At 68.3% G+C, this 12,724-nt stretch carries 13 protein-coding genes, 1 tRNA gene and 1 pseudogene; 9 read left to right on the top strand and 6 right to left on the bottom strand.

The window, feature by feature from the left end; genetic code table 11:
• Positions 1-88: 88 nt before the first annotated feature.
• From FFS10_RS03440 to FFS10_RS03405, 8 genes are all read left to right on the top strand, one after another.
• A complete protein-coding gene (locus FFS10_RS03440; protein ID WP_137891484.1) occupies positions 89-1,309 on the top strand; it encodes an IscS subfamily cysteine desulfurase in 1,221 nt (406 codons plus the stop codon).
• A gap of 22 nt (positions 1,310-1,331) precedes the next feature.
• Positions 1,332-1,718, top strand: a complete 387-nt coding sequence (gene iscU / locus FFS10_RS03435; RefSeq protein WP_137891483.1) for a Fe-S cluster assembly scaffold IscU — start codon at positions 1,332-1,334, stop codon at positions 1,716-1,718.
• 13 nt (positions 1,719-1,731) lie between these two features.
• Positions 1,732-2,055 carry an iron-sulfur cluster assembly protein IscA gene (gene iscA / locus FFS10_RS03430; protein ID WP_137891482.1) on the top strand — a complete coding sequence of 108 codons (324 nt, stop codon included), beginning with the start codon at positions 1,732-1,734 and terminating at the stop codon, positions 2,053-2,055.
• A gap of 58 nt (positions 2,056-2,113) precedes the next feature.
• Positions 2,114-2,647: a Fe-S protein assembly co-chaperone HscB gene (gene hscB / locus FFS10_RS03425; protein ID WP_137891481.1), complete on the top strand. Its 534-nt coding sequence runs from the start codon at positions 2,114-2,116 to the stop codon at positions 2,645-2,647.
• 5 nt (positions 2,648-2,652) lie between these two features.
• Positions 2,653-4,512, top strand: coding sequence for a Fe-S protein assembly chaperone HscA (hscA, locus tag FFS10_RS03420; RefSeq protein WP_137891480.1), 1,860 nt, complete (start codon positions 2,653-2,655; stop codon positions 4,510-4,512).
• Between the two features lie 14 nt (positions 4,513-4,526).
• Positions 4,527-4,865, top strand: coding sequence for an ISC system 2Fe-2S type ferredoxin (gene fdx, locus FFS10_RS03415; protein WP_137891478.1), 339 nt, complete (start codon positions 4,527-4,529; stop codon positions 4,863-4,865).
• The gene (gene dnaQ, locus FFS10_RS03410) at positions 4,865-5,599 is read left to right on the top strand and encodes a DNA polymerase III subunit epsilon (RefSeq protein WP_137891476.1); all 735 of its coding nucleotides are present in this window, start codon (positions 4,865-4,867) and stop codon (positions 5,597-5,599) included. Before fdx ends, dnaQ begins: the two co-directional genes overlap by 1 nt.
• 38 nt (positions 5,600-5,637) lie before the next feature.
• Positions 5,638-5,712: transfer RNA gene (locus tag FFS10_RS03405), tRNA-Val, on the top strand.
• 182 nt (positions 5,713-5,894) lie between these two features.
• On the opposite strand, the gene FFS10_RS03400 is transcribed toward FFS10_RS03405, so the two are convergent.
• Positions 5,895-6,377 carry a hypothetical protein gene (locus FFS10_RS03400; RefSeq protein WP_212744080.1) on the bottom strand — a complete coding sequence of 161 codons (483 nt, stop codon included), beginning with the start codon at positions 6,375-6,377 and terminating at the stop codon, positions 5,895-5,897.
• On the opposite strand from FFS10_RS03400, the gene FFS10_RS03395 reads away from it, so the two are divergent.
• Entirely contained in the window at positions 6,376-6,669 is a 294-nt protein-coding gene (locus FFS10_RS03395; protein ID WP_137891474.1) for a hypothetical protein, read from the top strand. The genes FFS10_RS03400 and FFS10_RS03395 overlap by 2 nt on opposite strands.
• A gap of 47 nt (positions 6,670-6,716) precedes the next feature.
• Here the strand turns inward: FFS10_RS03395 and FFS10_RS03390 are convergent, their stop codons facing one another.
• The 5 genes and pseudogenes from FFS10_RS03390 to FFS10_RS03370 form a co-directional block, all read right to left on the bottom strand.
• Positions 6,717-7,244 (bottom strand): hypothetical protein, encoded by a 528-nt coding sequence (locus FFS10_RS03390; RefSeq protein ID WP_137891472.1) that lies wholly within the window; start codon positions 7,242-7,244, stop codon positions 6,717-6,719.
• Between the two features lie 119 nt (positions 7,245-7,363).
• A complete protein-coding gene (locus FFS10_RS03385) occupies positions 7,364-9,331 on the bottom strand; it encodes an ABC-F family ATP-binding cassette domain-containing protein (RefSeq protein WP_137891470.1) in 1,968 nt (655 codons plus the stop codon).
• Positions 9,328-10,302 (bottom strand): HemK family protein methyltransferase, encoded by a 975-nt coding sequence (locus tag FFS10_RS03380; RefSeq protein ID WP_137891468.1) that lies wholly within the window; start codon positions 10,300-10,302, stop codon positions 9,328-9,330. The genes FFS10_RS03385 and FFS10_RS03380 overlap by 4 nt, the downstream gene beginning before the upstream one ends.
• Complete coding sequence (gene dapE / locus FFS10_RS03375) at positions 10,299-11,453, bottom strand: succinyl-diaminopimelate desuccinylase (protein ID WP_137891466.1); 1,155 nt, start codon at positions 11,451-11,453, stop codon at positions 10,299-10,301. The genes FFS10_RS03380 and dapE overlap by 4 nt, the downstream gene beginning before the upstream one ends.
• Before the next feature lie 28 nt (positions 11,454-11,481).
• Positions 11,482-12,696 (bottom strand): annotated as a pseudogene (locus tag FFS10_RS03370) (PilT/PilU family type 4a pilus ATPase); the annotation flags it as partial.
• Positions 12,697-12,724 lie beyond the last annotated feature (28 nt).

Below are 12,724 nucleotides of genomic sequence, written 5' to 3'. Positions count from 1 at the left end.
CTGACACTCCAGGCGCACAGACCGGGCATGGCCCGGCGCCAGCTTGCACCGAATCCGTTTTACCGACCGCCAGCCCTACAGCCCGCTCATGGACATGACCCCTCATCTTCCCATCTACATGGACTACGGCGCCACGACGCCCTGCGACCCGCGCGTCGTCGACGCCATGATCCCCTGGTTGCGCGCGCATTTCGGCAACCCGGCCTCGCGCAGCCATGCCTGGGGCTGGGAGGCCGAGGCCGCCGTGGAGCAGGCGCGCGAGCAGGTGGCCGAGCTGATCGGTGCCGACCCGCGCGAGATCGTCTGGACCAGCGGCGCCACCGAGTCCAACAACCTCGCGCTCAAGGGCGCGGCGCATTTCTACCAGAGCAAGGGCAGGCACCTGATCACGGTGAAGACCGAGCACAAGGCCGTGCTCGACACCATGCGAGAGCTCGAGCGCCAGGGCTTCGAGGTCAGCTACCTCGACGTGCAGGAGGACGGCCTGCTGGACTTGGACAAGCTCAAGGCCGCGATCCGCCCCGACACCATCCTGATCAGCGTGATGTTCGTGAACAACGAGATCGGCGTGATCCAGGACATCCCGGCGATCGGCACGCTGTGCCGCGAAAAGGGCATTCTTTTCCACGTGGACGCGGCCCAGGCCACGGGCAAGGTCGAGATCGACCTCAAGACCCTGCCGGTCGACCTGATGAGCCTGGCCTCGCACAAGACCTACGGCCCCAAGGGCATAGGCGCGCTGTACGTGCGCCGCAAGCCGCGCGTGCGCCTAGAGGCCCAGATGCACGGCGGCGGCCATGAGCGCGGCATGCGCTCGGGCACCCTGCCCACGCACCAGATCGTGGGCATGGGCGAGGCCTTCCGCATCGCGCGCCTGGAGATGGCGCAGGACAACGCCAAGGCGCGCGCCCTGCACGACCGCCTGCTGGACGGCCTCAAGGACTTGGAGCAGGTGTTCCTCAACGGCCACGCCACGCAGCGCGTGCCGCAGAACGTGAACATGAGCTTCAACTTCGTCGAGGGCGAGTCGCTGATCATGGGCATCAAGGGCCTGGCCGTGTCATCGGGCTCGGCCTGCACCTCGGCCAGCCTGGAGCCCAGCTACGTGCTGCGCGCCCTGGGCCGCAGCGACGAGCTGGCCCACAGCAGCCTGCGCATGACCATAGGCCGCTTCACGACCGAGGAAGAGATCGACTACGCCGTCGCCGTCATCAAGCAGAACGTGGCCAAGCTGCGCGAGCTGAGCCCGCTCTGGGAGATGTACCAGGATGGCGTGGACCTGAGCCAGATCCAGTGGACGGCTCACTGATTGACTGAAAGAGGTACACCAAATGGCATATTCTGAAAAAGTTGTTGACCACTACGAGAACCCGCGCAACGTCGGCTCCTTCGACAAGGGCGACGAGTCGGTGGGCACCGGCATGGTGGGAGCGCCCGCCTGCGGTGACGTGATGAAGCTGCAGATCAAGGTCAACCCGGCCACCGGCGTGATCGAGGACGCGCGCTTCAAGACCTACGGCTGCGGTTCGGCCATCGCCTCGAGCTCGCTGGTCACCGAGTGGGTCAAGGGCAAGACCCTGGACGAGGCGGCGGCGCTCAAGAACAGCCAGATCGCCGAGGAGCTGGCCCTGCCGCCGGTCAAGATCCACTGCTCCATCCTGGCCGAGGACGCGATCAAGGCGGCCGTGGACGACTACAAGAAGAAGCACGCGCACTGATACCGGGACCGACATGGCAGTGACATTGACCGAAGCCGCCGCGCGGCACGTGACCCGCTACCTGGCCAAGCGCGGCAAGGGCGTGGGGGTGCGCCTGGGCGTCAAGACCACGGGGTGCTCGGGCCTGGCCTACAAGCTCGAATACGTGGACGAGGTCGCCCCCGAGGACATGGTGTTCGAAGGGCACGGTGTGAAGCTGCTGATCGATCCCAAGAGCCTGGCCTACATCGATGGCACCGAGCTCGACTTCGTGCGCGAGGGCCTGAACGAGGGCTTTCGATTCAACAACCCGAACGAGCGCGACCGCTGCGGCTGCGGCGAGAGCTTCCGCGTCTGAGCGCCGGCTTTTTCGATCAAACCGCCTGCACGCAGCGTGTCGGCGGTTTTTTCTTGACATGAACCTGCAATCCAACGATTTCGAGCTGTTTGGCCTGCCGCAGCGCTTCGCCCAGGACCGCGCGGCGATCGACGCGCGCTGGAAGGCCTTGCAGCGTGAAGCCCATCCTGACCGCTTCGCGGCGCAGGGCGCGGCGGCGCAGCGCGTGGCCATGCAGTGGTCGGTGCGCATCAACGAGGCCTACCAGCGCCTGAAGGACCCGCTCAAGCGCGCCGCCTACCTGTGCGAGCTGGGCGGCGCGCCCATCCAGGCCGAGAGCAACACCGCCATGCCTGCGGCCTTCCTGATGGAGCAGATGGCCTGGCGCGAGGCGCTCGAGGAGGCGGACAGCGCGGCCGATCTGGAGCGCCTGGAGGCCGAGCTGATGCGCTCGCGCCGCGAGACGCTGCAGGGCCTGGAGCAGCTGCTCGACGCCCAGGGCGACTTTGGCGCCGCAGCCCAGCAGGTGCGGGCGCTGATGTTCATCGAGCGTTTTGCCGGCGACGTCGAAGCACGCATCGAGAAGATGGACACTGGCGAACAAGGACAATAACGGCCATGGCATTGCTACAGATTTCAGAACCCGGCCAGTCGCCCGATCCGCACCAGCGGCGCATCGCGGTGGGCATAGACCTCGGCACCACCCATTCCCTGGTGGCTGCCGTGCGCAGCGGCGTGGCCGAATGCCTGCCCGACGCGCAGGGCCGCGTGGTCCTGCCCTCGGTGGTGCGCTACCTGGCCGGCAATGCCCGGCAGATCGGCTTCGACGCCCATGGCGCCCAGGCCGAGGACCCCGAGAACACCATCGCCTCGGTCAAACGCTTCATGGGCCGCGGCCTGCAGGACATCGCGGGCCGCGACAAGCTGCCCTACCGCTTCGTCGACAAGCCCGGCATGGTGGGCCTGCACACGCGCGTCGGCGAGAAGTCCCCGGTCGAGGTCAGCGCCGAGATCCTGGCCACGCTGCGCTACCGCGCCGAGGACAGCTTCAACGACGACCTCTATGGCGCCGTGATCACGGTGCCGGCCTATTTCGACGACGCCCAGCGCCAGGCCACCAAGGACGCCGCCCAACTGGCCGGCATCCCCGTGCTGCGCCTGATCAACGAACCGACCGCGGCTGCCATCGCCTACGGCCTGGACAACGCCAGCGAAGGCATTTACGCGGTCTATGACCTCGGCGGCGGTACCTTCGACATCTCCGTCCTGCGCCTGACGCGCGGCGTGTTCGAGGTGATCGCCACCGGCGGCGACTCGGCCCTGGGTGGCGACGACTACGACCGCGCGCTGGCCGACGCCATGCTGGCGCAGGCCGGCCTGCAGGCCGTATCGGCCGGCGACAAGGCGGCGATCCATATGGCGGCGCGCCGCGCCAAGGAGGCCTTGTCCGACGCCGAGGCCACCACGGTAAGCGCCACGTTGGCCGGTACGCCGGTCGAGTTCCAGGTCGCACGCACCCAGTTCGAGACGGTGACGGCCGAGCTCACGGCCCGCACCATCGCGGCCGTGCGCAAGGCCTTGCGCGACGCCCGGCTGGCCAGGGACGAGGTGCAGGGCGTGGTGCTGGTCGGCGGCTCCACGCGCATGCCCCAGGTGCGCCGTGCCGTGGCCGGGTTCTTCGGCCGCGAGCCGCTGACCAACCTCAACCCCGACGAGGTCGTGGCGCTGGGCGCGGCCCTGCAGGCCAACCAGCTCGCCGGCAACGACCCCACGGGCGAGCTGCTGCTGCTCGACGTGATCCCGCTGTCCCTGGGGCTGGAGACCATGGGCGGCCTGGTCGAGCGCATCGTGCACCGCAACGAGACCATCCCCACGGCCAAGGCCCAGGATTTCACCACCTACAAGGACGGCCAGACCGCGCTGGCGCTGCACGTGGTGCAGGGCGAGCGCGACCTGGTGGCCGACTGCCGCAGCCTGGCCCGCTTCGAGTTGCGCGGCATCCCGCCCATGGCGGCCGGCGCCGCGCGCATCCGCGTGACCTTCACCGTCGACGCCGACGGCCTGCTCAGCGTCAGCGCCAAGGAGCTCGGCAGCGGCGTGGAGGCCCATATCGACGTCAAGCCCTCCTACGGCCTGTCGGACGCGCAGATCGCCGCCATGCTGCAGGACAGTTTCAGTACGGCCGAGGCCGACATGAAGGCGCGCGCCCTGGTCGAGGCCCGCGTCGACGCCGAGCGCATGCTGCTGGCCACGCAGAGCGCGCTCGACGCCGATGGGCAACTGCTCAAGCCCGAGGAGCGCGCTGCAATCGAGGCGCTGATGCTGGCGCTGCGCGAGGCCGCCGCGCGCGAGACCGAGGCCAAGGCGATCGAGGACGCGACCCAGGCGCTGGCCAAGGGCACCGAGGCCTTTGCCGCCGAACGCATGAACCACGGCATCCAGAAAGCCCTGGCCGGCCGGAACGTGGAAACCATTTGAGGACAAGCAAGCCCATGGCCGTGATCAAGATTCTTCCGCATGCAGAGTACTGCCCCCACGGCGCCGAGCTGAGGGCGCCGGCCGGCACCTCGATCTGCGAGGCCCTGCTCGACAACGACATCGCGATCGAGCATGCCTGCGACATGAGCTGCGCTTGCACCACCTGCCACGTGATCGTGCGCGAGGGCTTCAACAGCCTGAACGAGCTCGACGAGAACGAGGAAGACCTGCTCGACCGTGCCTGGGGCCTGGAGCCCAACTCGCGCCTGTCCTGCCAGGCCATCGTCGGGCAGCAGGACCTCGTCGTGGAGATCCCCAAGTACTCGATCAACCACGCCAAAGAGAATCATTGATGTCCAGGCAAATCGTTCTCGACACCGAGACCACCGGCCTGTCCGCCGAGGGTGGCGATCGCATCATCGAACTCGGCTGCGTCGAGCTGCTCAACCGCAAGCTGACCGGCAACAACCTGCACTTCTACTTCAACCCCGGGCGCGACAGCCACGAGGACGCGCTCAAGGTGCACGGCATCAGCAACGAGTTCCTGCGCGACAAGCCCAGGTTCGGCGAGCTGGCCGAGGAAATCCTGGCCTACCTGCAGGGCGCCGAGCTCATCATCCACAACGCGGCCTTCGACGTGGGCTTCCTGAACAAGGAGCTCGAGCTGATCGGCAAGCAGCGCCTGAGCGAGTTCGTGTCCGGCGTGACCGACAGCCTGGCCCTGGCCAAGGAGATGTTCCCGGGCAAGCGCAACAGCCTCGATGCGCTGTGCGACCGCCTGGGCGTGGACAACTCGGGTCGTACGCTGCACGGCGCCCTGCTCGACGCCGAGCTGCTGGCCGATGTCTACATCAACCTCACGCGCGGCCAGGACGCGCTGCTGATCGACCTGACCCCCGAGGCGCAGGGCGGTGGCGAGGCCACGCGCATCGACCTCAGCGGCTTCCAGCTGCCCGTGCTCGCCGCCAACGAACAGGAACAGGCTGCGCACGAGGACCTGCTGAACCAGCTCGACAAGGCCAGCGGCGGCAAGACGGTCTGGCGACTTGTTTCGCCGGCGGCGGAAGCGCAAAATTCTGTGGCATAATCGACGTTTTCGCCGGATAGCAAACGATCCGGTTAAAAGGGTGATTAGCTCAGCGGTAGAGCACTGCCTTCACACGGCAGGGGTCGCAGGTTCAAACCCTGCATCACCCACCAATTCAAAAGCCAGCGCATGCGCTGGCTTTTTCCTTTTCGGGTCTGCGCCGAACGGGCGCCGTCGCAAATGTCCCGAGCCGTGCCGTGGCCAGCTTCGCCTAGCCCGAAGTTCCTCCAAGCTGTGAGCGAGTTTGTCCTTGTGCGACAAGCACTTGCAGTGAGAGCGGGGTTCCGGTTTCTGTCTACGCGCTGATCTGCTCGATCAACTCGAGGGCGCGCCGCTGCTTGGCATTGGGCGTGGTGACGATGTCGAACGTCGGCGCCTGGGGCCCGGCGCCGGGCGTGTGACAGGTGTTGCGCACGACGGTGGCCAGCTCCGCCATCAAGGTGGAGAAGCTGTGCACCGGCGTGCCGTCATCGAGCGTGTGGCTCGCCGCCTTGTCCAGCGCCTTCTTGGATCGCCTGGCCGGCGCCACCGGGTCGCGCACGGCCTTGGCCGCCTGGTCGGTGTCGGCGAACATCAATTCGCGCCAGGCCTCGCGCATGTGCCATTCCACATAGTAGGCCAGCATGCACAGCAGGATGTGCGAGCGCACCCGATCGGCCGTGCGGTGGTGGATCGGGCGCACCTTCAGGTCCACCGTCTTGAGTGAGCGGAATGCCCGCTCCACATTGGCCAGCGCATCGAGCTGCAAACTGGTGAACCCAAGAAATTCGCCCGCCATGCCCACACCCCTCGCCCAAGCAAGCGCCGCTGAGCTGCAGCGCCACCTCGCCGAACTCACCGGCCACACCGTGGCCCATGTGCGCCCCTACGGCAAGCACCTGCTGATCCAGATGCAACGTGACGACGCCGTCGATACCGTGGCGCGTTTGACCGAGGTCGCACGCAACAAGTACACGGCAGCGTTTCGCAGTCACACTGGCCGCTGGGAGCCGTTGCCGGCTCCAGTGGCCGACCTGAAGCAAACCGCCGAACTCGTCACCACCCTTCTGGCGCCCTATCTTGAGCCCTGAAATACATAAAGTTATTTCAGGGATGTTGTACTAGTTGCTTAAGTTGCTTACGGCGTGCCGGCAGTGAACGCCGGCCCGCTCGACTCTGGCCCCGGCAGCCGCATCTGCGCCGCCAGCGCCACGCGCACGCAGTCCTTGATGTGCTGCTCGCCCAGATAGCGCAGGGTGGTGTAGCCGATGGCGGCCGAGACCGCCTGGCCTGCCAGCGGAACGAAGCGTGCGGCCTGGCCAGCGCTCAGGCGCAAGCCGATGGCCTGGGCTGCACGCAGCAGCAGGTCGCGCGTGATGAAGCGGCCTATCAGCACCGAGCCGATCATGGCCACGGCCTTTTGCACGCGCTCGCGCTGCGAAGGGGCCAGACGGTCGATCTGGTCGGGTAGCAGGCCGAACTCACCGCTGATTCTCGGGATCAGGCGCGCCAGCAGGGCCGCATCCACGGCCCAGTCCAGGCCGGGCAGGGGCACGACGCCGGCGGCTGCAGCGACCAAGGCGCGCTTGTGCAGCAGGGCGCGGCTGCGTTGCACGGCCTGTTTGAGCGCCGGATGGTCGGCGGCCAGTTCCATGGCGGAGGGCATGGGCTCAGCCTTTCGCGTGTGGAGGATGTCGCAACTGTAGCGCGGAGCGGCCTGGCTGGGCTCCCGCTGGCCCTCACCCCCGCCCTCTCCCAGAGGGAGAGGAAGCTAAATCAACAAACTCAGGTAGTCGCCTGCTCGATCTGTTCGCTGAGATGCAGCCATTTCTCCTCCAGCGCCTCGAGCTCGTCGTTGACGGCCTTGAGCTCGCGGCCGGCCTCGGCGATCGCGTTGGCCGGCTGCGGCGCGGCCAGGCGCTGCTCGAGCTCGCTCCTCTGCGCGTTCAGTGCGGCCATGCGCTGCTCGGTCTGCTCCAGCGCGCGCCTGAGCGGCCGGGTCTTCTCTGCGAGCTGCTGGCGGCGCTGGGCGTCCAGGCGCCGCTGTTCGGCGCCGCGCGGCGCGTTGTCTGGCGCGGCGACGGGGGCCGCGACCTCGGGCGCCGCCGCTGTGCGTTCAGCCTCGCGTGCCTGCTCGCGCAGGCGCTTGGCCTCTTCGAGCAGGTAGCGCTGGTAGTCGTCGAGGTCGCCGTCGAAGGGCGCCACTCCGCCGCGGCCGACCAGCCAGAACTCGTCGCAGACGGCGCGCAGCAGGGCGCGGTCGTGGCTGACCAGCATCACCGTGCCTTCGAACTCGTTGAGCGCCATCGACAGCGCCTCGCGCGTGGCCAGGTCCAGGTGGTTGGTCGGCTCGTCGAGCAGCAGCAGGTTGGGGCGCTGCCAGACGATCATGGCCAGCACCAGGCGCGCCTTCTCGCCGCCGCTCATGGTGCCCACGGACTGCTTGACCATGTCGCCGCTGAAGTTGAAGGTGCCGAGGTAGTTGCGCAGGTCCTGCTCGCGGCTCGATTCGCGGGCGTTCGCGCCGAGCTCCTTGGCCAGGCGCACCATGTGCTCCAGCGGGTTGTCCTGCGGGCGCAGCACGTCGAGCTCCTGCTGGGCGAAGTAGCCGATGTTCAGCCCCTTGCCCTCGGTCACGGTGCCAGCCAGCGGCCCCATGGTGCGGGCGATGGTCTTCACCAGCGTGGACTTGCCCTGGCCGTTGGCGCCCAGGATGCCGATGCGCTGGCCGGCCAGCACGGTGCGGTTGACGCCCTGCAGGATGGTCTTGACCTCGCCGTCGCCGCGGTAGCCGAAGCTGGCGTCGGTGATGGCCAGCATGGGGTTGGGCAGGTTGTCCGGTTCCTTGAACTCGAACGTGAACTCGGCGTTGGCCAGCACCGGCGCGATCTTTTCCATGCGCTCCAGGGCCTTGACCCGGCTCTGGGCCTGCTTGGCCTTGCTGGCCTTGGCCTTGAAGCGGTCGATGAACTTCTGCAGGTGGGCGATCTTGTCCTGCTGCCGCGCGAAGGCGGCCTGCTGCAGGGCCAGCTGCTGGGCCTGCAGCGTCTCGAAGGCGCTGTAGTTGCCGCCGTAGCGTGTCAAGCGGGCGTTGTCCAGGTGCAGGGTGACGTTGGTGATGGCGTCGAGGAACTCGCGGTCGTGGCTGATCACGATCAGCGTGCCGGGGTAGCGCTTGAGCCAGGCCTCGAGCCAGACCAGGGCGTCCAGGTCCAGGTGGTTGGTGGGCTCGTCCAGCAGCAGCAGGTCGGACGGGCACATCAGCGCGCGCGCCAGCTGCAGACGCATGCGCCAGCCGCCGGAGAAGCTGTTGACCGGCTGCCCGAGCTCGCCGGTCTTGAAGCCCAGGCCCAGGATCAGGGCCTGGGCGCGCGAGGCGGCGTCGTGCTCGCCGGCGTCGGCCAGGTCGCTGTGCGCGTGGGCGATGGCCATGCCGTCGCCCGAGGTCTCGGCTGCGGCCAATGCGGTCTTGGCCTCGGCCAGGCGCGTGTCTCCGCCCAGCACGAAGTCGGTGGCGCTTTCATCGGTTTCCGGCATGTTCTGCGCCACCTGGGCCAGGCGCCACTGCGCGGGCATGGCGAAGTCGCCGCCGTCCTCGTGCAGCGTGCCGTTGAGCAGGGCGAACAGGGTGGACTTGCCGGCGCCGTTGCGGCCCACCAGGCCGACCTTCTCGCCGGGGTTGAGGGTGACCGAGGCACCATCGAGCAGCACCTTCGCGCTGCGGCGAAGGACGAGGTTCTTGAGCGTGATCATGGTTGGGAGGGCAGGGTGGCCAGCGCCTCGCGCGTGGCCAGCAGCACCTGGTCGTCGCCGGCGCTGGTGGACAGCCAGACGACTTCGAGCTGCGGGAAGGCGGCCTCGAAATGCGCGCGCTCGTGGCCGATCTCCAGCACCAGCACGGCCTGCGGGTTCATGCGGGCCGGCGCATCGCGCAGCAGGGCGCGCACGAAATCCATGCCGTCGGCGCCGCCGGCCAGCGCCAGGGCGGGTTCGGCCTGGTACTCGGCGGGCAGGGCGGCCATGCTCTCGGCGTTGACGTAGGGCGGGTTGCACAGGATCAGGTCGAAGCGGCCCTCGACCGCCTGCAGACCGTCCGATTCGATGAGCGCGATGCGTTTGCCGAGCTGGTGCTTGTCGACGTTGATGCGTGCCACGGCCAGGGCATCGGGCGAGATGTCGGCGCCGACCACGCTGACCTCGGGGTAGGCCATGGCCGCCAGCACGGCCAGGCTGCCGTTGCCGGTGCACAGGTCCAGCACGCGCAGTGATTGAGCCCCCACGCTCGCCACTTCGTGTGCTTCGCTGCCCCCCGAGGGGGCGCTCGCTTGCTTGGGGCGGCCCGGCACAGCGCTCGGCTCGCTCAGCCAGGGGTCTATGGTCCCGTCGGCCAGCAGCTCGGCAATGAAGCTGCGCGGCACGATGGCACGCTCGTCGACGTAGAAGGGCACGCCCTGCAGCCAGGCCTCGCGCGTCAGGTAGGCGGCGGGTCGGCGGGTGGCGATGCGCTGCGTGACGAGCGCCTCGACCTGCGTCTGCTGGTCGGGCGTGACCGGCCGGCTACCGACCCCGTCTTCGCCCTCCAGTGCGCTGGAAAGCGGCAGGCCCAGGCGCCACAGCACCAGCCAAGCGGCCTCGTCGAAGGCGTTGCCCGTGCCGTGGCCGAAGGCCACGCCGGCGGCGTCGAGGCGGCGCGCCGCCTCTTCTATCAATTCCAGGACGGTCATGCGGCGAGCCCGGTGTCGAGCTGTTCCAGGGTGCGGCGGTAGATGTTCTTGAGCGGCTCGATGTCGGCCACGACCACGTACTCGTCGACCTTGTGGATGCTCGCGTTGGGCGGGCCGAGCTCGACCACCTGGGGGCAGATCTGGGCGATGAAACGGCCGTCGCTGGTGCCTCCGGTGGTGGACAGCTGGGCGGCGATGCCGGTCTCGGCGCGGATCGCCTGCTGCACCGCGTCGACCAGGGTGCCGGGCGTGGTCAGGAAGGGCAGGCCGCCTAGGGTCCAGGCCAGTTCGTAGTCCAGGCCGTGCCGGTCCAGCACGGCCTGCAGGCGCTGCTGCAGGGCCTCGGGCGTGGACTCGGTGCAGAAGCGGAAGTTGAAATCGATCACCACGCTGCCCGGGATCACATTGCTCGCCCCCGTGCCGCCGTGGATGTTGCTGACCTGCCAGCTGGTGGGCTGGAAGAAGTCGTTGCCGCGGTCCCATTCGATGGACACCAGCTCGGCCAGCGCGGGCGCGACCAGGTGGATGGGGTTCTTCGCCAGATGCGGGTAGGCGATGTGGCCCTGCACGCCCTTCACCGTGAGCTTGCCGCTCATGGTGCCGCGCCGGCCGTTCTTGATCATGTCGCCGGTGCGCTCCACCGAGGTGGGCTCGCCGACGATGCAGAAGTCGGGGGCCTCGCCGCGCTGCCTGAGCCGCTCGCAGACCACCACGGTGCCGTCGACGGCCGGGCCTTCCTCGTCGCTGGTCAGCAGGAAGGCCAGGCCCAGGGTGGGTTCGGGCCGGGCGGCGAGGAATTCCTCGACCGCGACCACCATGGCGGCCAGCGAGGTCTTCATGTCGCTCGCGCCGCGGCCGTAGAGCCGGCCCTCGCGGTGCGTGGGCGTGAACGGGTCGCTGTGCCATTGCGCCAGCGGGCCGGTGGGCACCACGTCGGTGTGGCCGGCAAAGGCCAGCGTGGCCATGCCACGGCCGGGGCGGCGCGCCCAGAGGTTGCGCACGCGGAAATCGGCAGGGCCGCTGGCTATGACCTCGCAGACGAAGCCCAGCGGCGCCAGGCGCGCCACGAGGATGTCGATGCAGCCCTCGTCGGCCGGCGTGACCGAAGGGCGCGAAATCAGTTGTTCGGCAAGGCGAAGCGTGTCAGACATGAATCCGGAATATTGAGGGGAGGGCGGCTCAGACGCTGCCCAGGTGCGATCCGCTGCCCCGGCCGCTGCTGCCAAAGCCGGTCGTGCCAAAGCCCGAGGGCCGCACGTCCAGCGTGATTTCGGTGAAGGAGGGCTCGTCGCTCGGCATCTCGTCCTGGGGCGAGGTCTTGCGCACGAAGTCGTTCTGCAGGCGCCACATCAGGTTGGTCGGCGAGTCCGCCTGGGCCAGGCCCTCCCGGCGCTCCACCTTGCCCTCCAGGATCAGGCGCGCGATGTCCTGCTCGAAGCTCTGCGAGCCCTCGGCGATGGACTTGTCCATGGCCTCCTTGACGCCGGAGAAGTCGCCCTTCTCGATCAACTCGGCCACCAGGCGCGTGTTGAGCAGCACCTCGACCGCGGGCAGCCGGGCGTTGTCCACCGTGCGCAGCAGGCGCTGCGAGATCACGGCCTTGAGCGCCGCGGCCAGGTCGCCGACCAGGGTGGGGCGCACCTCGACGGGGTAGAAGCTCAGCACCCGGTTGAGCGCCTGGTAGCTGTTGCTGGCGTGCATGGTGGCCAGGCACAGGTGGCCCGACTGCGCGTAGGCGATGGCGGCGGACATGGTTTCGCGGTCGCGGATCTCGCCGATCAGGATCACGTCGGGCGCCTGGCGCAGGGCGTTCTTCAGCGCCACTTGCAGCGACTGGGTGTCCGCGCCGACCTCGCGCTGGTTGACTACCGACTTGCGGTTGCGGAACACGAACTCCATCGGATCCTCGATCGTCAGGATATGGCCGGCCGCGTTCTCGTTGCGGTAGTCGATCATGGAGGCCAGCGTGGTGCTCTTGCCGGCACCCGTGGCGCCGACCATCAGCAGCAGGCCGCGCCGCTCCATGATCAGCTGGGACAGGATGGGCGGCAGGTTCAGCGTGGCCAGGGGCGGGATGTCGGGCGTGATGTAGCGGATCACGGCCGCGTAGCTGCCGCGCTGGCGCAAGGCGCTGAAGCGGAAGTTGCCCACGCCCTCCAGCGGGACCGCCAGGTTGAGCTCGCCCGTTTCGCGCAGTTCCTCGATGCGGTTGGGCGGAATCAGCTCGGACAGCAGGTTCAGCGTGGCCTCGGGCGGCAGGACCTGGTTGTTGACCGCGATGCACTGCCCGTTGATCTTGATGAGCACGGGCGAATGGGCCGACAGGTAGACGTCCGAGGCCTTGCGCTCGGCCATCAGGCGCAGGATGCGCTCCAACATGTTCATGCGCGGTCTTTCATCTTCCTGTCGGCCTTTTGGTTAC

The sequence above is a fragment of the Ramlibacter sp. 2FC genome, assembly GCF_005503345.1.
In the GTDB taxonomy this organism is placed as follows: domain Bacteria; phylum Pseudomonadota; class Gammaproteobacteria; order Burkholderiales; family Burkholderiaceae_C; genus SCMQ01.
This window is presented reverse-complemented; position numbering and strand designations above follow the sequence as displayed.

Bases quoted from the DNA above. Each gene is read 5' to 3' on its own strand.
- FFS10_RS03440 (WP_137891484.1), top strand. From the start codon at position 89: ATGGACATGACCCCTCATCTTCCCATCTACATGGACTACGGCGCCACG.
- iscU (WP_137891483.1), top strand. From the start codon at position 1,332: ATGGCATATTCTGAAAAAGTTGTTGACCACTACGAGAACCCGCGCAAC.
- iscA (WP_137891482.1), top strand. From the start codon at position 1,732: ATGGCAGTGACATTGACCGAAGCCGCCGCGCGGCACGTGACCCGCTAC.
- hscB (WP_137891481.1), top strand. From the start codon at position 2,114: ATGAACCTGCAATCCAACGATTTCGAGCTGTTTGGCCTGCCGCAGCGC.
- hscA (WP_137891480.1), top strand. From the start codon at position 2,653: ATGGCATTGCTACAGATTTCAGAACCCGGCCAGTCGCCCGATCCGCAC.
- fdx (WP_137891478.1), top strand. From the start codon at position 4,527: ATGGCCGTGATCAAGATTCTTCCGCATGCAGAGTACTGCCCCCACGGC.
- dnaQ (WP_137891476.1), top strand. From the start codon at position 4,865: ATGTCCAGGCAAATCGTTCTCGACACCGAGACCACCGGCCTGTCCGCC.
- FFS10_RS03395 (WP_137891474.1), top strand. From the start codon at position 6,376: ATGCCCACACCCCTCGCCCAAGCAAGCGCCGCTGAGCTGCAGCGCCAC.
- FFS10_RS03400 (WP_212744080.1), bottom strand. From the start codon at position 6,377: ATGGCGGGCGAATTTCTTGGGTTCACCAGTTTGCAGCTCGATGCGCTG.
- FFS10_RS03390 (WP_137891472.1), bottom strand. From the start codon at position 7,244: ATGCCCTCCGCCATGGAACTGGCCGCCGACCATCCGGCGCTCAAACAG.
- FFS10_RS03385 (WP_137891470.1), bottom strand. From the start codon at position 9,331: ATGATCACGCTCAAGAACCTCGTCCTTCGCCGCAGCGCGAAGGTGCTG.
- FFS10_RS03380 (WP_137891468.1), bottom strand. From the start codon at position 10,302: ATGACCGTCCTGGAATTGATAGAAGAGGCGGCGCGCCGCCTCGACGCC.
- dapE (WP_137891466.1), bottom strand. From the start codon at position 11,453: ATGTCTGACACGCTTCGCCTTGCCGAACAACTGATTTCGCGCCCTTCG.